This window comes from Nonomuraea sp. NPDC051941, assembly GCF_044593615.1.
Genome location: NZ_JBIUCF010000001.1, coordinates 527,107 through 548,875, shown reverse-complemented (window position 1 = coordinate 548,875; position 21,769 = coordinate 527,107). Strand labels below are relative to the sequence as shown.

Annotated in this window: 17 protein-coding genes and 1 pseudogene; 5 read left to right on the top strand and 13 right to left on the bottom strand. The window is 71.0% G+C overall.

Going from position 1 to position 21,769, the window contains the following annotated elements; all coding sequences use genetic code 11:
• Positions 1 to 40 precede the first annotated feature (40 nt).
• Genes ACIHFD_RS02520 through ACIHFD_RS02510 form a run of 3 tightly spaced genes read right to left on the bottom strand, consistent with a single transcriptional unit; the run spans position 41 to position 3,427 of the window.
• Complete coding sequence (locus ACIHFD_RS02520; RefSeq protein ID WP_397365234.1) at positions 41 to 754, bottom strand: amidohydrolase family protein; 714 nt, start codon at positions 752 to 754, stop codon at positions 41 to 43.
• On the bottom strand, positions 751 to 1,440 hold the full coding sequence (locus ACIHFD_RS02515; protein ID WP_397365233.1) for an amidohydrolase family protein: 690 nt from the start codon (positions 1,438 to 1,440) through the stop codon (positions 751 to 753). Before ACIHFD_RS02515 ends, ACIHFD_RS02520 begins: the two co-directional genes overlap by 4 nt.
• A gap of 19 nt (positions 1,441 to 1,459) precedes the next feature.
• The gene (locus ACIHFD_RS02510; RefSeq protein ID WP_397365232.1) at positions 1,460 to 3,427 is read right to left on the bottom strand and encodes a hypothetical protein; all 1,968 of its coding nucleotides are present in this window, start codon (positions 3,425 to 3,427) and stop codon (positions 1,460 to 1,462) included.
• 85 nt (positions 3,428 to 3,512) lie between these two features.
• On the opposite strand from ACIHFD_RS02510, the gene ACIHFD_RS02505 reads away from it, so the two are divergent.
• The 3 genes from ACIHFD_RS02505 to ACIHFD_RS02495 are packed head-to-tail and all read left to right on the top strand — an operon-like array spanning position 3,513 to position 7,005.
• Complete coding sequence (locus ACIHFD_RS02505) at positions 3,513 to 4,286, top strand: amidohydrolase family protein (protein WP_397365231.1); 774 nt, start codon at positions 3,513 to 3,515, stop codon at positions 4,284 to 4,286.
• Entirely contained in the window at positions 4,283 to 5,011 is a 729-nt protein-coding gene (locus ACIHFD_RS02500; protein WP_397365230.1) for an amidohydrolase family protein, read from the top strand. Before ACIHFD_RS02505 ends, ACIHFD_RS02500 begins: the two co-directional genes overlap by 4 nt.
• Positions 5,012 to 5,055: 44 nt before the next feature.
• Positions 5,056 to 7,005, top strand: coding sequence for a hypothetical protein (locus tag ACIHFD_RS02495; RefSeq protein ID WP_397365229.1), 1,950 nt, complete (start codon positions 5,056 to 5,058; stop codon positions 7,003 to 7,005).
• On the opposite strand, the gene ACIHFD_RS02490 is transcribed toward ACIHFD_RS02495, so the two are convergent.
• Entirely contained in the window at positions 7,002 to 7,898 is an 897-nt protein-coding gene (locus tag ACIHFD_RS02490; RefSeq protein ID WP_397365228.1) for a dihydrodipicolinate synthase family protein, read from the bottom strand. The two genes, ACIHFD_RS02495 and ACIHFD_RS02490, sit on opposite strands and share 4 nt — an antisense overlap.
• Before the next feature lie 10 nt (positions 7,899 to 7,908).
• Positions 7,909 to 8,775 carry a carbohydrate ABC transporter permease gene (locus tag ACIHFD_RS02485; protein WP_397365227.1) on the bottom strand — a complete coding sequence of 289 codons (867 nt, stop codon included), beginning with the start codon at positions 8,773 to 8,775 and terminating at the stop codon, positions 7,909 to 7,911.
• 119 nt (positions 8,776 to 8,894) lie between these two features.
• Between ACIHFD_RS02485 and ACIHFD_RS02480 the strand changes: the two are divergent.
• A pseudogene (locus ACIHFD_RS02480) lies at positions 8,895 to 10,088 on the top strand (RNA-guided endonuclease InsQ/TnpB family protein); the annotation flags it as partial.
• 34 nt (positions 10,089 to 10,122) lie between these two features.
• On the opposite strand, the gene ACIHFD_RS02475 reads toward ACIHFD_RS02480, so the two are convergent.
• From ACIHFD_RS02475 to ACIHFD_RS02465, 3 genes are all read right to left on the bottom strand, one after another.
• Positions 10,123 to 10,989 (bottom strand): carbohydrate ABC transporter permease, encoded by an 867-nt coding sequence (locus ACIHFD_RS02475; RefSeq protein ID WP_397365226.1) that lies wholly within the window; start codon positions 10,987 to 10,989, stop codon positions 10,123 to 10,125.
• Between the two features lie 32 nt (positions 10,990 to 11,021).
• On the bottom strand, positions 11,022 to 12,263 hold the full coding sequence (locus tag ACIHFD_RS02470) for an extracellular solute-binding protein (RefSeq protein WP_397365225.1): 1,242 nt from the start codon (positions 12,261 to 12,263) through the stop codon (positions 11,022 to 11,024).
• A gap of 87 nt (positions 12,264 to 12,350) precedes the next feature.
• Positions 12,351 to 13,487 carry a DegT/DnrJ/EryC1/StrS family aminotransferase gene (locus ACIHFD_RS02465; RefSeq protein ID WP_397365224.1) on the bottom strand — a complete coding sequence of 379 codons (1,137 nt, stop codon included), beginning with the start codon at positions 13,485 to 13,487 and terminating at the stop codon, positions 12,351 to 12,353.
• A 44-nt stretch (positions 13,488 to 13,531) separates the two neighbouring features.
• Here ACIHFD_RS02465 and ACIHFD_RS02460 point away from each other — a divergent pair, with 44 nt between their 5' ends.
• Positions 13,532 to 14,767 carry a hypothetical protein gene (locus tag ACIHFD_RS02460; protein ID WP_397365223.1) on the top strand — a complete coding sequence of 412 codons (1,236 nt, stop codon included), beginning with the start codon at positions 13,532 to 13,534 and terminating at the stop codon, positions 14,765 to 14,767.
• A gap of 61 nt (positions 14,768 to 14,828) precedes the next feature.
• On the opposite strand, the gene ACIHFD_RS02455 is transcribed toward ACIHFD_RS02460, so the two are convergent.
• The 5 genes from ACIHFD_RS02455 to ACIHFD_RS02435 form a co-directional block, all read right to left on the bottom strand.
• Positions 14,829 to 15,884, bottom strand: coding sequence for a dihydrodipicolinate synthase family protein (locus tag ACIHFD_RS02455; protein WP_397365222.1), 1,056 nt, complete (start codon positions 15,882 to 15,884; stop codon positions 14,829 to 14,831).
• Positions 15,885 to 15,949: 65 nt separating this feature from the next.
• Positions 15,950 to 16,957, bottom strand: a complete 1,008-nt coding sequence (locus ACIHFD_RS02450) for an NAD-dependent epimerase/dehydratase family protein (RefSeq protein WP_397365221.1) — start codon at positions 16,955 to 16,957, stop codon at positions 15,950 to 15,952.
• Positions 16,958 to 17,040: 83 nt separating this feature from the next.
• A complete protein-coding gene (locus tag ACIHFD_RS02445) occupies positions 17,041 to 17,925 on the bottom strand; it encodes a Gfo/Idh/MocA family protein (protein ID WP_397365220.1) in 885 nt (294 codons plus the stop codon).
• 12 nt (positions 17,926 to 17,937) lie between these two features.
• The gene (locus ACIHFD_RS02440) at positions 17,938 to 19,746 is read right to left on the bottom strand and encodes a hydantoinase B/oxoprolinase family protein (protein ID WP_355194640.1); all 1,809 of its coding nucleotides are present in this window, start codon (positions 19,744 to 19,746) and stop codon (positions 17,938 to 17,940) included.
• On the bottom strand, positions 19,739 to 21,739 hold the full coding sequence (locus tag ACIHFD_RS02435) for a hydantoinase/oxoprolinase family protein (protein WP_397365219.1): 2,001 nt from the start codon (positions 21,737 to 21,739) through the stop codon (positions 19,739 to 19,741). The genes ACIHFD_RS02440 and ACIHFD_RS02435 overlap by 8 nt, the downstream gene beginning before the upstream one ends.
• Between the last annotated feature and the right edge of the window lie 30 nt (positions 21,740 to 21,769).

Below are 21,769 nucleotides of genomic sequence, written 5' to 3'. Positions count from 1 at the left end.
ACGAGTGGACCTCACGGGCGAGCCCTTTACGGGCGGGCCTTCACGAGTGGCCGAGCAGGCGGGCCAGGTTGGCGCCCTGGATGAGGGCGCGGTCGGTGTCGGTGAGCGGGGCCAGGGCGATGCGGCCGTAGCCGGTGCGCAGGTCGAGGAAGCAGGCGTCCGAGCCGAACAGCACCCGCTCGGCCCCCGCCAGGGCGGCCAGCCGGGCGATCCACCGGCCGGTCATCTTCGATCCGCACGTCTCCAGGTAGACGTTCGGCAGGTCGGCCACGAGACGGGCCGCGCGGCCGAACCCGTACGCCCAGAGCCCGGTGTGCCCCATGATCAGCGGAACGTGCGGGTGCCGGGCCGCGACGGCGGCGAACTGGGCGGGGTCGCTCCAGGGCGAGTCCGTCTGGCCGTGCGCCAGGACCGGCAGGCCGAGCCGCCAGACCGGCTCGTACAGGGGGTCGTCCAGGCGGCACTGGTGCACGTCGGGGTGGAGCTTGACCCCCCACACGCCGGCGCGGGCGAGCGGGGTGCGGTGGTGCGGGTTGTAGACCTGCCACACCCCGAACCGCCCGGGGAAACGTCCGGCGATCTCCATGGCCAGCTCGTTGCCGCGCACGGCGTCGGGGCCGACCGCGAGCAGGTGGCTGATGCCCATCGCGGTGACGCCGATCCGGTCCATCGCGGCCACGAGGTGTTCGGCGGTGGGATGGGGGATGAGGAAGTCGGGCCAGGTGCCGACGTGGCCGTGCGCGTCGAGGATCACAGCAGCTCCTCCAGCGTGCCGGCGGCGATCCGCTCGATGTCCTTCTGGGGCAGGTCGAGGTGGTCGAGCAGGAAGCGGGGACCGCAGTCGTCGGACACCGGCGCGCCCGTGCCGAACACCAGCCGCCCCGCCCCGAACAGCGCCGCCAGCCACTCGACGCCGCCCTGGGTGTTGACGGTGCCGATCTCGGCCCGCACGTTCGGCGCCTCGGCCATCAGCTCGGCCAGCGCGCGCAACCGGCGGTAGCCGGGGTTGAGGACGAGCACGGGCAGCTTGGGCAGGCGCTCGGCGAGGTGGCGGAGCTGGGCGGGCGAGGTCTCATCGAGGTCGATCGCGACGGGCAGGCCGATCTCGGCCAGCCACCGCAGGGCCCACGGTCCCGTGAGGTCGAAGCGGTGGCGTTCAGGGCAGAGCCTGATCATCCGTACGCCCCATGCCGCCACCTCGTCCGGCCCGTCCGGTTCCCCGGCCCCCGGCACCACGACGGGGACGGGGATGAGCCGGGGGTCGTCGAGCGCGAGCAGCGCCTCGTTGCCCGCCTTTGGGTCGGAGTAGAGGCTGAGCGTGTGGGTGACGCAGGCCAGGCCGATGCCCAGCCGGTCCATCTCGTCCCGAGGGTCCGTCGGCAGGTCGTCGAACGGCACGGGACCGATGAGCCGGTGGGCATCGATCACATATTTCGGCACAGACCGAAACTAGCAGAGATTATGGAGTGACGGTCAAGGACGGGCAGCGCGGATCGAGCCGGATCCTGGCCAGGTCGCGGCCCACGAGCCCCCAGGCCCGCCAGGAGCCGGGCTCGAAGTGCAGCTGCGGGTTGGTGTACCACTCGTCGCCGAGCCCGGTGGCCAGCAACTTGGCCTCGGTGCCCAGCTCGTACGCGTTCCCGCCGCCGAAGAACGTGGACGCGAACACCCTGCCCCGGTGCACGGTCAGCTCGCCGTACCCGGAGAGCTTGCCCTGCCGCACCACTGCCTTGGTGGCCAGGTCCATGGCGATCCAGGTGCCCGAGTCGCGCTTGTAGACGCCGTACAGCAGCCCGTCGTGCACCTTGATGTCCTGGAACGTGCGGTGCCCCGGGATCGGGTCCACCTGCCAGAGCACCTTGCGGGCGCGCAGGTCGAAGGCGGCCACGGACGCGGACGTCTTCACCGGCGGGGTACCGCCCCCGCCGAGCACGTCGCCGCCCAGGTAGACGACGCCGCCCCGGGGATCGACCGACAGGCTCATGAGGCTCTGGTCGGGGATGACGCCCTCGTAGACGTCGATGCGGCCGTCCCTGGGGTCGATCACGGACAGCGCGCCGTTCAGCTTGGCGCCGAGCGGGGCGCTGGCGACCACCAGCTTGTCGGTGGCGGGGTCGTACTCGATGTCCCAGGGGCGCTGCTGGCCGTGGCCCAGGTAGCCGAGGCTGCGCACGCGGTCCGTACGCAGGTCGACGGAGACGATCTGCCCGCTCGGGTAGATGGCGGCGTAGATCTTGTTGCCCTTCCGCACGAGGTCCTTCGGCTCGCCGGGCATCCGGAACCTGCGCTTCTCGCCCGTGCGCAGGTCGCGTACCTCCATGGAGAAGTGGCCGCCGATGTAGACGGCGCGGTTGGGCACGACGAGCATGCTCTGCGGCCGCTCCGGGCCGCTGGGCAGGCCGGCGTCGATGAGGTCGACGAACTCGGACTTGCCGGTGCGCAGGTCCAGCCACCACATGCCGCCGCTGCCCGAGAAGCCGAGCATCGTGTTGTCGTCGAGCTGCTGCAGCCGTCTGGTCTCGTCGCCAGGGGACGGCGGTTCGGCGACCTTGGTGAACGCGGTCTCGCCCACGCGGTAGCGGTGGACGGCGCCATCGGGCCGGGAAGTGGCGTAAACGGTGTCATCTGCGGCCACGGTCAGCATATCGATCGTGCCGCCGGTCAGGGTCGCCCGGCGCTCGTCCGTGCCGTCCGAGCGGATGTCGATCAGCGTGTCTCCGGCGGCGGCCAGCACCCGGTCGCCGTGCACGGCGACGGCGCCGATGCCGGTCGGGGCGGCGGCCAGCTCCTTCACCGTGCCGTCCGCCCGGGTGATCCGGACGAGCCGACCCTTGTCGAGCAACCCCGCGTACACGTAGGTGGCGTCGGCGGCGACCGCGCGCACGTACCGCTCGCCCTGGACCAGCACGCCGAAGTCGCGCACCGCGCCCGTGCCCGGCACGTACTCGCGGACCCGGCCGTCCGGGTAGGTGCCCACGTAGAGGGTGCCGTCGGGCGCGGCGGCGAGGCTCCAGACGAAGCCGCCGTTCTTCCCGAACGACGCCAGCCGCTCCACGGCGCCCGTGGCCGGGTCGAAGCTGTAGAGGTCGGGCACCGGGTAGGTGCCGACGTAGATCTTGCCACCGGACACGGCCGTGGCCCAGGCGCCCTCGGGCTCACCGGTGGCCGGGCCGTCGGGCAGGGTGACGCTCCTGACGACCTTGCGGGTGGCGAGGTCGATGTCGGCCAGCACGGGGGGCTTCAGGCCGCGGGTCACCACGTAGGCGTGCCCGTCGAGCACGGAGGCGCCCACGATGGCGCCGGTGACCGACGCCGGGCCGAATCGCTCCACGGCCGGGGTGTCACAGGCCGTCGCCGCCCGCGCGACCGGGCCGGTGAGGAGCGCGGGTAAGAGCGCCGACAGAATTACCAGGAGGGATCGGAGCATGGGCGCACCTCGCGTTCATTGCTGAGCAATTATGGGCCAGACCGTAACTTTATAAGCACAGTTCGTCAATGGCATGATGTGCGCCATGGCGATTGAGGATGGGTCCGGTATTCCGTTCGACGCGTGGCGCCTGGCCGGCGGGCTGGAGGTGACGCTGGACGTGGACGTGCTGTTCGGGGCCTACCCCGACCGCGACGGCCCGCCCGGCGCCCCGGAGCAGGTGCTGCGGCTGCTGGGCGAGCACCGGATCAGGGCCGTGGCGGTGGCGAGCCTGCGGGCCGCGCTGTTTGATGTTCGCTCGGGCAACGACGAGCTGATCGCGCGGGCGGCCCCGGAGGTCGTCCCCGTCGGAGCCGTGGACCTGCGCGACCCGATCGGCGCCGCGCGCGAGCTGGAGCGGCTGGCCGCCGGAGGCGTCCGGGCCATCCGGCTGTTCCCCGACGAGCAGGGCGTCGAGGCGGGCTTCCCGTCCGTCAGGCACGTCGCGCGCAGGGCTGCGCGGCTCGGCCTGGTGGTGCTCACCGGCGGTGACGTGCGCAGGTTCTGGCAGCCCTTCGCGGGGCTCGGGGCCGACGTGGTCTTCCTCGACACGCACTTCTACCACCTGGGCGACTTCCTGGTGGCCGCCGCGGACGAGCCCGGCTTCCACACCTCCACCCGCCTGCTCAACTCCCCCGACGCGCTGGAGCTCGCCGCCGCCGAACTCGGCGCCGACCGCCTCCTGTACGGCTCGCGCGCCCCCCACTACGAGCCGCTCGTACCCCTCCTGCGCCTGGCCACCAGCGGGCTGAAGCCGGAGGAGATCGCCGCCGTGGCGGGCGGCAACGCGGAACGGCTCCTGAGGAGGCCACAGTCATGATCATCGACGTGCACGCCCACTGGGGCCCGTGGTTCTTCACCATGGACGTGGCCGAGGCCAACCTCGCCACCATGGACCGCTACGGCATCGACCGCGCGATCGTCTCCGCCACCGAGGCCGTCATCTACGACGCCGCCGCCGGCAACCGAGCCCTCGCCTCCTACCTGGAGACGCAGGACCGCCTGCTCGGCTACGTCACGCTCAACCCGCGCCGGCTGCGCGAGGCGGAGGCGGACCTGGCGGCGTACCTGCCGGGCGGCCGGTTCGTCGGCGTCAAGATCCACACCGACTACACGGGTTCCCCGGTCGGCTCCGCCCAGCTCCGCGACGCGCTCACGCTGGTGGCCGCGACCGGGCGGCCCGCGCTCGTGCACACCTGGGGCACGTCCGTGCTGGCCCTGGCGGAGGTCTGCGCGGACATCCCGGACCTGCGGGTGATCGCCGGGCACATGGGAGCCGACGGGTTCCGGTACGCCGTCGAGGCCGCGAACGCCTGCGACCGCCTCTACCTGGAGCCCTGCTGGTCGCACTTCCCCGCCGGCCGCATCGCGGAGGTGGTGGCGGCCGTGGACCCGGCGCAGCTGCTGTTCGGCACCGACGCGACGCTGATCGACCCCTCGTCGGCGTTCGGGGCGGTCGCGGCGGCGGGGCTCACGGGTGAGACCGCCGAGCGGATCGCCTGGCGCAACGCCGCGGAGCTCTTCGCTCTGGACATTACGGCCTAGCCCGTTATAGCGTGCGGCCCAAACTTCACCAAGGGAGCCCGCGCATGATCCCCCGCCGTCGTTTCCTCCAGGCGGCCGCCGCGACCACGGCGGCCGCCACGTTCACGACCACGCCGGCCCGCGCCGCGACCCACCAAAAAGCCCAGCCCGAGGGCACCCTCACCGACCTGGGGCCGGCGAGCGTCGCCAGCCCGCTGGGCAACGGCGAGTTCGTCGGCGGCGTGCTCTACGCCGGCTCGCGCGGCCTGTCGCCCAACGTGGTCGGCGCGTTCGACCTCGGCCAGGATTCGGTCACGACCCATTTCGACATCCCGACCGGCGTGGGCATCTGGGCGATGTGCAAGGTCGGCACCGACGTCTACGTCGGCACCCACGCGAGATCCGACCTGTACAAGATCGACACGATCGCCGGCCAGGTCACCAAGGTCGCCGAATACCCCGACCACTACATCTGGACCATGGCCTCCTCCCCCGACGGCAAGGTCTACCTCGGCACGTCGGAGCCCGGCCGCGTCTGGGAGTACGACCCGGCCACCGGCACCAGCCGCGACCTGGGCCAGCCCGCCCCCGGCGAGGCGTACGTCCGCAGCATCCAGGCCGACGACACGTACGTGTACGCCGGGATCGGCGCCAACGCCCACCTGATCGCGATCGACCGCAGGACCGGCGAGAAGCGCGAGCTCCTGCCGTCCGCCGTGGCCGACCGCGACTGGGTCTCCAGCATGGGCATGTCGGAGACCCACCTGGCCGGCGGCATGAACTCGCTGGGCGAGCTGCTCGTCCTGGAGAAGGCCGCGCCGCAGAACTACAAGGTCGTCAAGGCCACCGCGGCCGGCGAGAAGTACATCGTCGCGGTCCTGATCCACGACGGGTACGTCTACTTCGCCGGCCGCCCCTCCGGCACGTTTTATCGCTACCACCTGGCCACGGAGAAGCTGGAGGTGCTCGGCGTCCCCTACTTCGAGGCCCTGACCCACCGCATCCTGGCCCACGAGGGCCGGATCTACGGCATCCAGGACAGCGCGGTCTTCGTCTACGACCCGGCGACCGGCTCGCTCGACTACGTCAACCTCGTCCAGCGCGGCTTCAAGGCGGCACCCGAGGAGCCGATGTCCGTGCACTCCGACGGCCGGCGCGTCTACGTCGGCGGCAAGGGCGGCGCCGACGTCCACGACCTGGCGACCGGCAAGGTGACCCGGCTGGGCATCTCGGGCGAGCCGAAGACGCTGCTCACCGTCGGCGACACCACGTACCTGGGCATCTACACCCAGGCGGCCCTGTACGCGCACCGCCGCGGGAAGACCGAGGCCGACCTGATCGCCCGCACCGGCAACCAGCAGGACCGCCCGCGCGACCTCGCCTACGACGCCACGACGGGCCTGATCGTGATGCCCACCCAGCCGGAGCCCGGCCACATGAACGGCGCGCTCTCCCTGTACTCGCCCCGGAAGGGCACGTACGAGACCTACCGGCCGGTGGTCGAGCGCCAGACCGTCTACTCGGTCGTCGCCCGGCACGGCGTCGCCTACCTGGGCACCCTCATCCAGGAGGGCCTCGGCCTGCCGCCGGTCACGACGACCGCCCGCCTGGCCGCGTTCGACCTGCGCACGCGCAAGCTGCTCTGGCAGCTGGAGCCGATCCCCGGCGCCCGTATGATCTCCTCGCTCGCTCTCGGCAGGAACGGCACCCTGTACGGGATGGCGAGCACGGGCGAGGTGTTCGAGTTCGACCTGCGGAGCGGGAAGGTCACCAGGACGATCAAGGTCGGGACGAAGGGCGGCGAGCTGTTCGTCACCGGCCGGGTGGCGTACTGCACGGACGGCGGCTCGATCTACAAGATCGACCTGGTCGCGTTCACGTCGAAGGCCATCGTGGAAGGGCTGGCCGGGCAGTGGTTCGGCGGCGAGCCCAAGCTGGCGCTCGACCCCTCCCGCCGGGCCCTGTACGCGGTGCGCGCCCGCAACCTCGTCCGGGTGGCCATCGCGGGCCGCTAATGAGCCGCCTGGCTCATCGCCACGATCACGGCCCGCTCCTCCGCCGGGAGGGGCGGGCCGTACGGGTCGTGGGAATGCGTCTCGGGCACCCGGCCCTCGGCGGCGGCCAGCCAGAGCATGCGCTGCACGTAGCCCTCCATGGGCTCGGTGAACGTGACCTGCGCCAGCCGGTCCAGCCGCCCGGACGCCTCCTCGAACGCGCGCAGGTCCTTGCCCGCGAACGCCTCCAGGACCGCGGCGGTCACCCCGACGCTCGCCGCGGCGATGCCGACCAGGGCCGCCTCGGCCCCCCACAGCAGGGACGGGCCGAACATGCGGTCCTCCCCCGTGATCGCCAGCCGGTCAGCCTCCCTGGCCAGCGCGATGGCGCGCTGGCAGCCCATCGCGTCCGACAGCAGCGCCGTCTTCAGCCCCGCCACGCCGGGGTGCGCCAGCAGCTCGCGCAGCGTTCCGGCCGGGCACGGGCGCGTGTAGAGGTCGAACGCGATCATCGGCAGCCGGGCCGCCCGCCACACCTCCTCGTGCAGCGCCACCCGGTCACCGTCCGACGGGAAGACGAGCACGCCGTCCGCGCCCAGCTCGGCCGCCACCCGCGCCTGCGCCGCCGGGTCCTCCGCCCCGCCGCCCACGCCGGCCAGCACCGGGACGCCCCCTCTACCGGCGCAGGCGACCGCGCGCTCGATGACGGCGGCGCGGACGTCAGGGGCGAGGTACGGGCCGCGGCCCGTGTGGGCGAGCACGGCCAGACCGGTGGCGCCGTCGGCCACCAGGCCGGCGAGGTAGCGGGAGACCAGGTCGAGGTCCACCTCGCCGGACGCGGTCATGGGGGTGGCCGCGGCGGGGATCAGCGCGCCGCGGAGCCGGTCACGAAGGTTTCGTACAGCGATGTCCACCCGCACGACCCTATTTCAGGCCGGTCATCGCGATGCTGTTGACCAGGTACCTCTGCAGCAGGAAGAACACCAGCAGGCACGGCACCACCGACACGGCCGCCGAGGACATGAGCACCGACAGCTGCAGCTCCTCGGTCCGCAGCGTGGTCAGCCCGACGGTCAGCGTACGGGTGGCGTCGCTCTGGCCGACGACCAGCGGCCACAGGAAGTCGTTCCAGTGCCACAGGAACACGAACACGCCCAGCGTCGCCAGGATCGGCCTGGTCAGCGGCACCACGATCGTCCAGTAGACCCGCCACTCGGAGGCCCCGTCGACCTTGGCCGCGTCGAACAGCTCGTCCGGCAGCCCCAGGATGAACTGCCGCATCAGGAAGACGGCCTGCGAGTTCGCCAGCGTCGGCACGATCAGGCCCCAGAACGTGTCCACCCCGTCCAGGCTGTTGACCAGCACGAACGTCGGGATGAGCGTGGCCTGGAACGGCACCATCATGGTGGCGAGGAACGTCCAGAACATGGCCTCGCGGCCGGGGAAGCGCTTCTTGGCGAACGCGTACCCGGCCATGGACGAGGTGAGCAGGATGATCACCACGGAGACCACGGCGTAGATCAGCGAGTTGATCGTCCACGTGACGAACCCCGACGACTCCAGCACCCGCGCGATGTTGTCGAGCGTGAGCGAGTCCGGCCACCGGGCCGGCACGGTCGGCCGGCCCGCCGGCGAGAGCGCCACGATGAACATCGCCACGAACGGGCTGACGGTCAGCACGGACAGCACCGCGAGCAGGGCGGCCAGCGGCCACTTGCCCCGCCACCACCGGCGGCGGGCCGCGCGGGCCGTCCGCACCTCGGTGACGGGCCGGAACGCGGTGATCGTCATCGAAGCTCCTTGAGCGTGGAATTCCCCGCCTTCGTACGGGGGAGGAAACGCGGCACGACGCCGCCCTGGATGGGAACAAGCAAGCGAATCCTGGCCATGGTTACGCTAAGATGAACATCGTGGCACACAGCGTGAAGCGGGCCTACAAGTACCGCTTCTACCCGACTCCCGAACAAGCCGCAGAGCTGTCCCGGACCTTCGGCTGTGTCCGCCTGGTCTACAACAAGGCCTTGGAGGAGCGCACTCGCGCTTATACCCGCGAGGGGCGGCGGGTCTGCTACACCGAGTCCTCGGCGATGCTCACAGCATGGAAACGCAGCGCCGAGTTCGACTTCCTGAGGGAGGTGTCGTCGGTGCCGTTGCAGCAAGCGCTTCGGCATCTGCAGGCGGCGTTCGCAAACTTCTTCGCCAAGCGCGCGAAATACCCGGCGTTCAAGTCGCGAAAGAAGTCGCAGGCGTCCGCGGAGTACACCCGGTCGGCCTTCCGCTGGCGTGAGGGCCGCCTCACACTGGCGAAGATCGATAAGCCGCTGGACATCGTGTGGTCGCGTCCGCTGCCGCTGGGTGCACAGCCGTCGACGGTGACGGTGAGCAGGGACGCGGCAGGTCGTTGGTTCGTGTCCCTGCTGGTCGAGGAGGAGATCGCGCCGCTGGAACCAGTGCAGGGCATGGTGGGGGTGGATGCGGGACTCAAAGCGCTGGCCACCCTGTCCACCGGGGAGAAGATCGCGAATCCGAGGTACGAGCGGGCCGATCGGCGCAGGCTGGCCCGGGCGCAACGGGCGCTGAGTCGCAAGGAGAAGGGCAGTGCCAACCGGGCCAAGGCGAGGCTCGAGGTCGCCAAGGTGTATGCCCGGATCGCCGATCGGCGCCGCGATCATCTGCACAAGGTCAGCACACGGCTTGTTCGCGAAAACCAAGTGATCGCCGTGGAAGATCTGACCGTCCGCACCATGGTGAAGAACCACCGCTTGGCGCGCGCTATCTCCGAGGCGGCCTGGCGTGAGCTCCGCCGCATGCTGGAATACAAGGCGGCTTGGTACGGGCGGCGCCTGCTGGTTGTCGACCGGTGGTTTCCTTCTTCCAAGCTGTGTTCGGGGTGCGGGATGATCCAACCGTCCATGCCACTGAACGTGCGGGCTTGGGAGTGCACGTGCGGCGCGTCCCATGATCGGGACGTGAATGCGGCGAAAAACATCTTGGCCGCCGGGCTGGTGGACAATTAAAACGCCTGCGGAGCTGGTGTAAGACCTCAACGGAAGTCCCTTCCAGACGGGCAACCGGCGGTGAAACAGGAACTCTCACGGGCGACCGTGGGACTCTCCCACGTGTACGAGGGAGAGGATGTCAAGTGTTTCCTCGATCCAGGAAGCGGCGCTGGACCAGCGACACGATCAGCACGATCGCGAACAGCACCATGCCCCACGTGGCGGCGTAGCCGAAGTCGAACGATCGGAAGCCGTGGTCGTAGATGCCGAAGATGAGCGTGTAGGTGGCCCTGGCCGGGCCGCCGCCCGTCATCACGTACACGGTGTCGAACGTCTGGAAGGCGCTGATCGTCTCGATCACCACGACGAAGAAGATCGTGGGCTTGAGCAGCGGCAGCGTGATCCTGCGGAACCGCTGCCACGCGCTCGCCCCGTCCACCGTGGCCGCCTCCAGGTAGGAGGACGGGATCGACTTCAGCCCGGCCAGCAGGATCAGCATCGAGTAGCCGAACCCCTTCCACACCGACACGACGGCCAGCGCGGGCAGGATCACGGCCGACTGCTCCAGGAACGCCACCGGGCCGAGGTCCGCCTTGGCCAGCAGGCCGTTGATCAGCCCGTCGAACTCGTAGATCCAGCGCCAGATGATGCCCGCCAGCACGAAGCTGGTCACGTACGGCAGGAACAGCATGCCGCGGAACAGCCCGCGCATGAACACCACCTGGTTGAGCAGCAGCGCCGTACCGAGCGCCACGAGCAGCGTGAGCGGCACGTAGATCGCCACGTACACGAGCGTGACCCGCAGGCTCAACCAGAAGTTCACGTCGTCGAGCAGCCGGGCGTAGTTGTCCGTGCCGATGAATTCCCAGTCGCCGCCGATGTTCCAGTTCGTCAGGCTCATCCCCGCCGCGCCGAGCGACGGGAAGATCCGGAAGATCAGGAACAGCACGAGCACGGGCAGCACGAACAGCAGGCCGGTGACCGGGTCACGCAGGCGATGACGCACCAGGAGTTTCCTTTCTGGCGGTGTGCGGGGGCTCAGCCGGTGCCGAGCAGCTGGTTGGCCTCCTTGGCGGCCGCGTCGAGCGCGGTCTTGGCGTCCTCCTTGCCGAGCAGCGCCGCCTGGATGTGCGGTGCGAGCACGCCCATGACCTGGCGGGCCTTGGGGTGGGTGTCGCCGGGGAAGGCGTACTGCAGGGACTTGGCGAACTCCTTGGAGGCCGCCGACTGGTCGGGCACGGTCACGTCCGTGCGGGCGGGGAAGAAGCCCGACTCCTTGGCCAGCCCGCCGGACACCTCGGGCGAGGCCAGGTAGGTGGCGAACTTCTTGGCGGCGTCCTTGCTCTCGGAGTGCTTGGCCAGCACCAGGGCGCCGGGGATGCCGAACGCGACCCGCTTGGTCCCTTCGAGCGGCAGGCCGATGCCGACGTTGTCGGCGCCGATGGCGGCGCCGAGCTGGTCGGCCATGCCCGCGGTGGCCGCGTGGTACATGGCGGTCTTGCCGGCGGCCAGCGGGCCGCCCTCGATGTCGTTGGCCTTGCTCGCGGTGTTCTCCGGCAGGCCGCCCACGGCCTTCAGGTCGAGCAGGAACTGCAGGCTGGCCACGCCCTCCTGGCCGTTGAAGGCGACGCTCTTGCCGTCGGCGGAGAAGACCGTGCCGCCGTTGGCCCACAGGATCGGGTAGAAGCTCTGGTTGAGGCTGACGTCGGGCTTGCCCGGGTAGTCCAGTACGGCGACCTTCTTGGCGGCCAGCTTGGGCGCGGCCTCCTTCAGCTCCGCCAGCGTCTCCGGCACCTTCTCGACGCCCGCGTCGGCGAACAGCTTCTTGTTGTAGATGGGCGCGGTGATCGTCTGGTAGATCGGCACGCCGTACAGCTTGCCGTTGACGGTGAGGGCGGCCAGGGAGTTGGGCAGGTAGGAGGACTTGGCCGGGGCGACGATGTCGTCCACCGCCTCGACCGTGCCCTGCTGGGCGTACTGGGGGATCTGGTCGGGACCGAGCACCACCAGGTCGAAGCCCTTCTTCGAGACCAGTGCGGTGGTGACCTTCTCCTGGCGGCCCTCCCAGGGCTGCTGGTCGATCTTGACGTCGATCGTGGGGTTGGCGGTCTCGAAGTCCTTCTCCACCTTGCCCCAGAACGCCTGGGCCTTGGCCTGGTCTCCGATGACGGGATACATCCACAGGGTCACGGTGCTCTTGTCCGAGCCGCTGCTGGATCCGCACCCGGCGGCCGCGAGGCTCAGGGCGGCCGCGAGGCCGACTGCCGCTGCCTTCTTCATCGGCGGCTTCCTTTCAACTAATACCGGTCCTGACCGAAACCTAATGAGCGCATCTTGACCGGGTCAATCCCTGATACATGAACGTAACTACGGTCGAGCCCGAAATTTCGTGACTTCCTGGGCGATCAGCTCGACGTGCTCGGGGGTGTAGGCCTCGTTCCAGTCGATGACCAGCAGCGTACGGTCCACCATGAGCTCCGCCTGCGGGCAGGGGTTGGGCCGGTAGCCCTCGAGCGGATAGCGGGAGGAGCCGTAGATGGCAGCGTCCCACACGGGCGCCCTGTTCAGCGGCTCGGCGAGGTAGCCGGCCCGCGCGGGGATCCCGGCCGCGGCCAGGTGGGCGGCCAGCTCGGGCGCGTCGCCGTCCGGGCACACGATCGGGAACAACCACCAGGCGTGGCCGTCCGGACGCGGCAGGCGTACCCCTGGGAGGCCCTTCAGCGCGTCCAGGAGCTGTCCGGCGGTGCGGCGGCGGGCCGCGACAACGCTTGGGAGTTTCGCGAGCTGAGCGCGTGCCACGGCGGCCTGGAGCTCGGTCATGCGGTAGTTGATCCCGAACGCGGCGTGCGACCGGCCGGCCGCGCGGTCCCACCCCTTGTCCGAGAACAGCCGCATCCGCCTGGCCAGCTCGTCGTCGTCGGTGATCGCCACCCCGCCGTCGCCGCAGGTGATGTGCTTCCACTGCTGCAGGCTGAGGCAGCCGACCTGGCCCGCCGTGCCCGCGAGCCCGCCGCCGGGCAGCTCGGTCAGCCAGGCCTGCGCGCAGTCCTCGATCAGCGTCAGGCCGTGCTCGTCGGCGAGCGCGCGCAGCTCGCCGACCCTGGCCGGCGCGCCGAACAGGTGGACCGCCATGATCGCCTTCGTACGGGGGCCGATGAGCGCGGCCACCGCGTCCGGATGGAGATTGCCGTCGGAGGGATCCACATCGGCGAAGACAGGGACGGCGTTCTGCGCCAAGATGGGGGCCACGGTCCCGAAATCCGTGATCGGGGTCGTGATGATCTCGTCTCCGGGGTCCGGCGCGGCCGCGACGACCGACAGGTGGAGGGCCGCGGTGCCGGAGCTGCAGGTGATCGCGTGACGGGAGCCGTAGACTCGGGCGATCTCACGCTCCAGCGCCCGCGCCTCGGTCCCCCAGACGGAGTTGAGCATGCCCGAGCGGATCACCCGCTCGGCGGCGGCCACCTCCTCGTCGCCGAGCGTACGGCCGTCCGCTTCTGCCATGGACGGGAACTTCACCGGGCACCTCACAAGATATGATTGCGGTCTTGACCGAAAATAGCGAGAGGGAGGCGTGGGTGGGAATCGTCATCGGGGTCGTCGGCCCGCACGACCTGGTCGACGACGTCGCGGCCGTCTGCGAGGAGCAGCCGGGCGTCAGCACGCTGCGCCTCGACTACGACCACGAGTCTCAGGCGCCCGCGATCGTCGAGGCGCACGCCTCCTCCGTGGAGGGGTGGCTGTTCACCGGCATAGTGCCCTACATGCTCTCGCGTGACGCCGACGCGCTCACCCGCCCGGCGGCGTTCGTCGACTACTCGGGCGCGACGCTGCTCAGCGCCCTCGTACGCCTCCAGCACGAAGGCCAGGACATCACCCGGCTGTCGATCGACACGCTGTCGGCCGCCGACGTCCAGACCACGTTCGCCGAGGCCGGGCTGCCCACCGGCGATCTGCGCACGCTGCCGTACCGGCCGGAGATGACCTCCAAGAAGGCCGTCACCTTCCACCGGAAGGGGCCCGCGCACGCGGTGATCACCTGCCTGAGCTCCGTGCACGAGGCCCTGCGCGACGAGCGCCACGTGCTGCGCCTGGTGCCCTCCGTCCATTCGGTACGGGTGGCGCTGCGCCAGCTCATGCTGACCGCCGAGGGCCAGGCCCAGGAGGACGCCCAGATCGCGATCGGGCTCGTCGAGGTGGCCAACGAGGAGGGCCTGCTGCGCGAGGCCACGGCGCTCGGCGGCACCCTGGCGGCCTTCCGCGGCGGCACGCACCTGCTGGTGACGACCCGCGGCCCGCTCCACGACGCCACGGGCGGCTTCACCGGGCTGCCCATGCTGGCGCGGCTGGCCGGCCAGAACGACGTCGTACGCGTCGGCTTCGGCCTGGGCCGCAGCGCGGCGGAGGCCGAGAGCCTGGCCCGCCGCGCCCTGGCCAGGGCCCGCCGGATCGGCGAGGTGGCCGCGGTCCTGTCGCTGCGGGCGGACACGGACATCGTCCTGGAGTCGGTCACCCCGGCGCCCACGGGGGCGCAGAACCTGTCGGTCATCGCCCGCCGCGTCGGCCTGTCGGTGCCCACGCTGGAGAAGCTCCTGGAGGCGCGGGCGGCGGCGGGGGACGAGCCGCTGACGACCCGGGAGATCGCCGAACGGCTGGCCGTCCAGCAGCGCACGGCCCGGCGCATGCTTCATCGGCTGGAGCTCGCGGGCCTGGCGGAGCGCACCGGCAACCTCACCAGCGGCACCAGCGGCCGCCCCCTGACCCTCTACCGCCTGACCCTCTGACCCCCGCACCCCGGGCGCAGGGGTGGTGGGTGTGGGGGTGGTGGGGAGGAGGGGCATGGGGTCAGGAGAGCCAGCGGTCGAGCCCGGCCGAGACGAAGTCGTCGTCCCGGAGCCACGGGTACGCGCCCCAGATCCGGTCGATCTCCGCGAGCTGCCCCGGCGAAAGCTCCTCCGCCGGGTCCAGGCACCACCGCCCCGCCAAGAGCCCCTGCCGCCGCAGCACCTCGTGGATGCCCGGAATGCACCCGTGGAACCCGTTCGCCGAGTCGAAGATGGCCGCGTTGGCATCCGTCAGGTGCCCGTCCAGCGTGAGCAGCCGCCGTACCACCGCGTCGTCACCGCCCCGGGCGAGCTTGGCCTCCTCCAGCAGTTCCACGGCCCGCCGCACCCACACGGCCCACTGCCCGAGCAGCCCGCCGACGAACTCGACCTCCACCTCGCGCCCGTCCACGACCACCCGGTGCGAGGTGATGAGGTCGGCCAGGATGTGGTCGTCGTTGCCCGTGTAGAGCGCCACCTCCCCGGCCCGCCCCGCCCGTACGACGCCGTGCAGCACGTCCAGGGTGCGATAGCGGTCGAAGGGCGCGACCTTGATGCCGACGACGGACTCCACGGCGGCCAGCCGCGTCCAGAAGTCACGGGACAGGGTGCGCCCGCCCACCGCGGGCTGCAGGTAGAAGCCGATCACCGGCAGCACCTCGCCCACGGCCCTGGCCCGCTCGATGAGCGCGTTCTCGTCGAGCTCCCGGTAGGGGCTCAGCAGCACCATGTGGTAGCCGAGCGACCTGGCCAGCTCCGCCTCGGCCACCGCCTGGGCGGCGGGCCCGGTCGCCCCGGCCACCAGCACCACCTCGCGTTCGACCTCCTTGGCGGTGCGGGCCGCCAGTTCGAGCACGGGCGGCAGCAGGCCGGTGCCGTGGATGGCGAACTGCGTCGTGTGCACGCCCACCGCCAGCCCGCCCGCGCCCGCCTCGACGTAGTAGCGGGTCAGCGCCCGCTGGCGGCGCTCGTCCAGCTTCCTGTCCTCGGTGAGCGCGAGCGGGTGCGCCGGGATCACCAGGCCGCGCCTGAACAGGTCACGAACGGACGTCTGCGCCTGTGGAGCCGTGCTGAGCACGTGAGGTCCCCCTTGGTGTTGGTCGGTGTGGGCGGGCAGAGTGGCGGGCAGGGTGCCGGAGCCGGTCAGAAACGGCCGTCACGGCGTTCGAACTTGGTGGGTTTGCCGAGCAGCGGCCCGCCGTCGGCCACCCATCGCGCCGTGTGCTCGATGAGCTCGGCGGGCGTGAGCTCGGGGTAGCCGAACAGGCGGTGGCAGCGCCCCGCGTTCGACAGCAGCGCGGTCGGCGCCTCCTCCCCGGTGAACACGGGCTCCTTGCCCAGCGCCGCGCCGAGGTCCAGGGCGATCCGCCGCACGGAGAGCAGCTCGGGCCCGGTCACGTTGAGGACGTACGGCGGCGCGGAGGCCAGGGCCAGCGACCGGAGCGTGACCTCGTTCGCGTAGCCCTGCCAGACCACGTTCACCTGGCCCGTCGACAGGTCGACGGGCTCTCCGACGAGGATCTTCTGCGCCAGGTCGATGAGCACGCCGTAGCGCAGCTCGACCGCGTAGTTGAGGCGGACGAGCGACAGCGGCGTGCCGTACGTCTCGGAGAAGTGCGTCAGCACCCGCTCGCGCCCCAGGCAGCTCATGGCGTAGTCGCCCACGGGCCCCGTCGGGGAGTCCTCCGTGCTGCCGCCGCCGGTGACGGGGACGAGCGGGTAGACGTTCCCGGTGGACAGGGCGGCGATCCGGCTGTGCCGGAAGCGGTCGGCGACCCTCCCGGGCAGGTACGCGTTGGTGAACCAGGTGGCGTGCTCGCGCCCCTGCGTGCCGAACTTGGCGCCGACCAGGAAGACCACGTTCGGGGCGTCGGGCAGGTCGCGCAGCGCCTGCTCGTCGGCCACGTCGGCGGACACCACCGTCGCGCCGTCCTCGGCCAGCGACTCGGCGAGCCCCGGCTCGGAGAAGCGCGAGACCGCGATGATCCGCCGGTCCCCGTTCGTGGCGTTGAGGGCCAGCCGTACCAGGCTCGGCCCCAGCTTGCCGCCGGCGCCGAGGATCAGGATGTCGCCGTCGAGCCCGCTGAGATCGTCCACCAGCCCGGCGCTGGGCCGGGCCAGTCGCTCCTCGAGTTCCGCTGTCGTGCGCACGCGGGTATCTCCTCCGTCTGTTATTTACGGTCCAGACCGTAACTGTCGCAGACTTCGGCTGTCAACGGGTACGCACAACTGGGTCAGGCGACCTCACGGGCTGTGACCAGCACATCGAGGATCGCCCTGGTCTGCTCCCACGGCACCGGGCTGGGCGCGCCGCGCACCATGGAGAGGAACGCGTCGATCGTCCCCTCGTACCCGAGCCCCTTGACCGGGTCGTCGCCGCTCTCGATCACGATCGACTCGGAGCCGTCGCGCCTGTGCACGGTGACGGTGTAGGCCTCACCCTCGGAGACGCCGAGGATCTCCACCGTCCCCGTGACGCCACTCGCCCACCGCAGCGCCATCACGCCGGTGTCCTCGGAGCGCAGGCCCTGGTAGTGCCGCTTGGCCCCGGCGGCGCCCACCAGCCGCACGTCCGGCCCCAGCAGGGCGACCAGCAGCTCGACGCCGTGGATGCCCATGGTCACCATGGTCCCGCCGCCCTCGCCGGGCGTGTCCTGCCAGGCGTTGTAGCCGTCGGCCCACAACCCCACGTCATGCCGTACGGTGGCCCGCACGGCCAGCACCTCGCCGGGATCGACCCGGACCCCGGCGAACGCGGGGGCGAACCTCAGCACCGAGCTCGACAGCACCCGGTCGCCGATCGCCAGCCGGTCGAGCGCGTCCAGCTGGACCCGGCTGGCGGCGGCCGGCTTGTTCACGAAACAGGGGGCGCCGGTCTCCAGGACCCGGGCCAGCGCCCCGGGCACCTGCGGGTTGGGGACGGTCAGCACCACGCCGTCGGGCCCGGTGGCCAGCGCCTCCCCGAGGCTGCCGGCCACCTTCGCCGCCGGGTGCTGGCCGGTGAAGCGCCGCAGCCGCTCGGGGTCCTGCTCCCACACCACCAGCTCCGCGTGGCGGGCCAGGGTGTGGGCGTCGGTGTACGGATGGCTGGTGGCCAGCCCGGCCAGGACAATGCGCACGACGGTATCTCCCTAAAGCTCGTCCACCTCGGCGTACGCGCGTCCGCCCGACAGCTTCGCGTACCCGGGCCCACGGTCGAAGAAGCGGTCGCCCGGAGGGCGCAGTCGGGCGCGGAGCTCGGCGGTGCCCTGCTCGTCGATGCGGTCGCCGTCGAGCACCACGCCGTAGTCGCCCAGCGCGCCCGCGATCGACACCTTCCCGTCCCGCACGTCGGCGGCCACCGCCCGGGGGTCGCGGTCGTACGGGGAACCCCAGCCGCCGCCCCCGGTCGTGCGGATACGGATCAGCTCACCGGCCTGCACCGGATGGTCGTCGACCAGGCCCTCCATCTCCTTGCCCGCGATCTCCACCCGGAACGGCCGCCCCGCGAGGCCGCCGTTGACGCCCCAGCAGGACAGGATCGAGCGGTCGGCGATCGACATGTAGGAGGCGTCCCTGAGCATCCTGATGTGCTTGTCGTAGCCCAGCCCGCCCCTGAACATGCCGGGCCCGCCGGAGTCGCAGGCCAGCGCCAGCCGCTCCACCCGGAACGGCCAGCGCGCCTCGGCGAACTCCACCGGGATGTTGCGCGAGTCGGGCACCACGTGGATGGTGTCCTCGCCGTCGGCGTACCAGCGGCCGCCCGACCCGCCGCCCAGGACCTCGCGCATCAGGTACGGCTGGTCGTCGGCGTCCGTGCCGTACACGCCGGTGTAGCGGATGGTCTCCTGGTCGGCGGGCATGCGGCCGTTCGTGGCCTTGGCCAGCACTCCGGCGAGCACGCCGAGCAGGCGCAGGATGACGAACGTGCGGGCGTTCGTGGGGGCCGGGAAGACCGGGGTGAGCAGGGTGCCCTTCTCCGGGAAGATCATCTTGATGAGGGGCACGACGCCCTCGTTGACGTCCAGCTCGGCCATCCGCTCGGGCGTGTCGGCCAGGTTGCGCAGCACCGGGGCCAGCCACTTCTTCAGGAACACGCCGTCGGCGTAGTCGCCCGCGTGGTTGATCGGCCCCTTGGCCTGCGGCGACGTGCCGGTGAAGTCGATCGTGAGCGGGGAGTCGGCGGCGTGGTCGACCGTGAGCGTGATCCGCTGGGCGTGCAGGCGGGGCTCGTCCACGCCGTCGTGCTCGGCGTAGTCCTCCCACACGTACGTCCCTTCGGGGATCTTGGCCAGCAGCTCCCTGCGGAACGTCTCGGTGGTCTTGGAGATGATCGCGTCGAAGCACTCCTCGACGGCCTGCCTGCCGTACCGGTCGAACAGCTCGCCCAGCCGCCGCGCCCCCATCAGGCAGGCCGAGCACTCGGCGTCGAGGTCGCCGGCCAGCGAGTCGGGCATGCGGGAGTTGCGGGTCATGATGCGCAGCGCGGCCTCGTTCGGCACGCCCTGGTCCCACAGCTTGATCGGCGGCACCATCAGGCCCTCTTCGAACACCGACCGGGCGTGCGAGGGCATGGAGCCGGGCACGGACCCGCCGATGTCGTCGTGGTGGCCGAATGCCTGCACGAACGCCACGACGGCGCCCTCGTGGAAGACGGGCACGGTCACGCACAGGTCGGGCAGGTGGCCGATGCCGCCCTCGGAGAGGTAGACGTCGTTGTGGAAGTAGACGTCGCCGGGCTTCATCGTCTCGACCGGGAAGTCGCGCACCACCGGCTGGACGAGCGCGCTGTAGGAGCGGCCGGTGAGCTTGCGCAGCCGTACGTCGTGGATGCCCGCGCGGAAGTCGTGCGCGTCGCGGATCATCGGCGAGCGGGCCGTACGGGCGATGGCCGTCTCGACCTCCTTCTCGACGGACGCCAGCGTGCCCTCGACGATCTCCACCAAGATCGGATCAGTCACGGCGGACCTCCACATTTCCGTACTCGTCCACCTTCGCGGTGAAGCCTGGGTGGATCGGGATCGTCGAGCCGTACTCCTCGATCACGGCCGGCCCGATGACCGTGGCGCCGGGGCCGAGGGCGGAGCGCTGGTGGATCGCGGTGTCGCGGGTCTCGTCGAAATGCACGGGACGCACCGAGGTGGCGCCCTCGCCGGCCTTGTCCAGGCGGCGGATGGCCGGGCGGGTGATGGGGCCGATGCCGGAGACGCGCAGGTTCACCCATTCGACGCCGTGGCGCGGGTCGTCGCGGTACGCGTACCCGTACAGCTTCTCGTGGGCCGCGTGGAAGCGGTCGACCACCTCGGCCTGCCAGTCCTCGTCGATCTCGCCCGCCGGGGCCGGCACCCGCACCTCGTACGCCTGGCCGTAGTAGCGCAGGTCGGCGCTGCGCAGGTAGACCGGGTCGTCGAAGCCCTCCCGGTCGAGCGCCTCGCCCGCCTGATGCTCCAGGTCGTGGAAGATCTCGACGGCCTTGCCGAGCGAGAGGTCGCGGGTGACGTACGTACGGACGTAGTCGTTCTTGACGTCCACCGTCAGCAACCCGAACGCTGAAACGTTCCCGGGATCGCGCGGGACGATCACGGCCGGCAGGCCGAGGATGTCGATCAGCCGGCACGCCAGCAGCGGCCCGGACCCGCCGAACGTCACCAGCGGGAAGTCACGCACGTCCAGCCCGCGCTTGACGGTGAGCTGCCTGATCGCGTTGCTCTGGTTGAACGCGCTGATCTCCAGGATGCCCGTCGCCGTCCGCTCGGGAGTGAGGCCGAGCTTGTCGGCCAGCGCCTCGATGCCGCCGCGCGCGGCGTCGGCGTCCAGCGGGATCTCGCCGCCGAGCAGGTGGGGCGGGATCCGGCCGAGGAACACGTGCGCGTCGGTGACCGTCACCTCCGTCCCGCCCTTGCCGTAGCAGATGGGGCCGGGGTCGGCGCCCGCGGACCTCGGGCCGACCTTGAGCGTGCCCTCGGGCGAGATCCACGCGATCGAGCCGCCGCCCGCGCCGACGGTGATGATGTCGATCATCGGGATCTTGCACGGGTAGCGGCCCACAGAGCCCTCGGTGGTGATCGAGGGCTCGCCGTCGATCACCACGGCCACGTCGGTCGAGGTGCCGCCGCCGTCCAGCGTGATCACCGACGGGTGCCCCGCCGTGGAGGCGATGAGCGCCGCGCCGAGCGCGCCCGCCGCCGGGCCCGACAGGACGGTGGTGATCGGCTGGTTGACGACCTCGCGGGCCGACAGGATGCCGCCGTTGGACTTCATGACGGAGAACGGCTTGCCGAGCCGGTTGGACAGGCTCGCGATGTAGCCGCGCATGGCGGGCTTGACGGCGGCGTCCACCAGCGTGGTGACCGAGCGCTCGTACTCGCGGTACTCGCGCAGCACGTCGCTCGACAGCGAGATCACCGCCTCCGGATGCTCGCGCCAGAGCACCTCGCGCATGCGGCGCTCGTGCTCGGGGTTGGCGTAGGAGTGCAGGAAGCAGACGCCGATCGCGTTGATCCCCTTGGCCCGGAACCAGCGGGCCACCTCCACGGCCTGCTCCTCCGAGAACGGCCACACCTCCTGCCCCAGGTGGTCGAGCCGCCCCCCGACGGTCTTCACCAGGTGCACGGGAACGATCCTGGGCGGTTTGACCCAGAAGTAGGAGTTGCCGTAGCCGTCGGGCACGCTCTGCCTGGCGATCTCCAGGACGTACTCGAAGCCCTCGGTCGTGATGAACCCGAGGTTGGAGATCCGGTCCTCGAGCAGTTGGTTCGTGGCCACCGTGGTGCCGTGGACGATCGACCCGACGTCGATCGCGCCGAGCTTCTCGATGCCCGCGACGAACCCGTCCGCCGGGTCGGCGGGCGTCGACGGGGTCTTGGTGGTGAGGATCTCACCGGTCTCCTCGTCCACCGCGACCACGTCGGTGAAGGTTCCTCCGGTGTCCACTCCGATACGCACGCTACGCATGGCTCCTCAGCTCGGTGACCACTGTTCCTC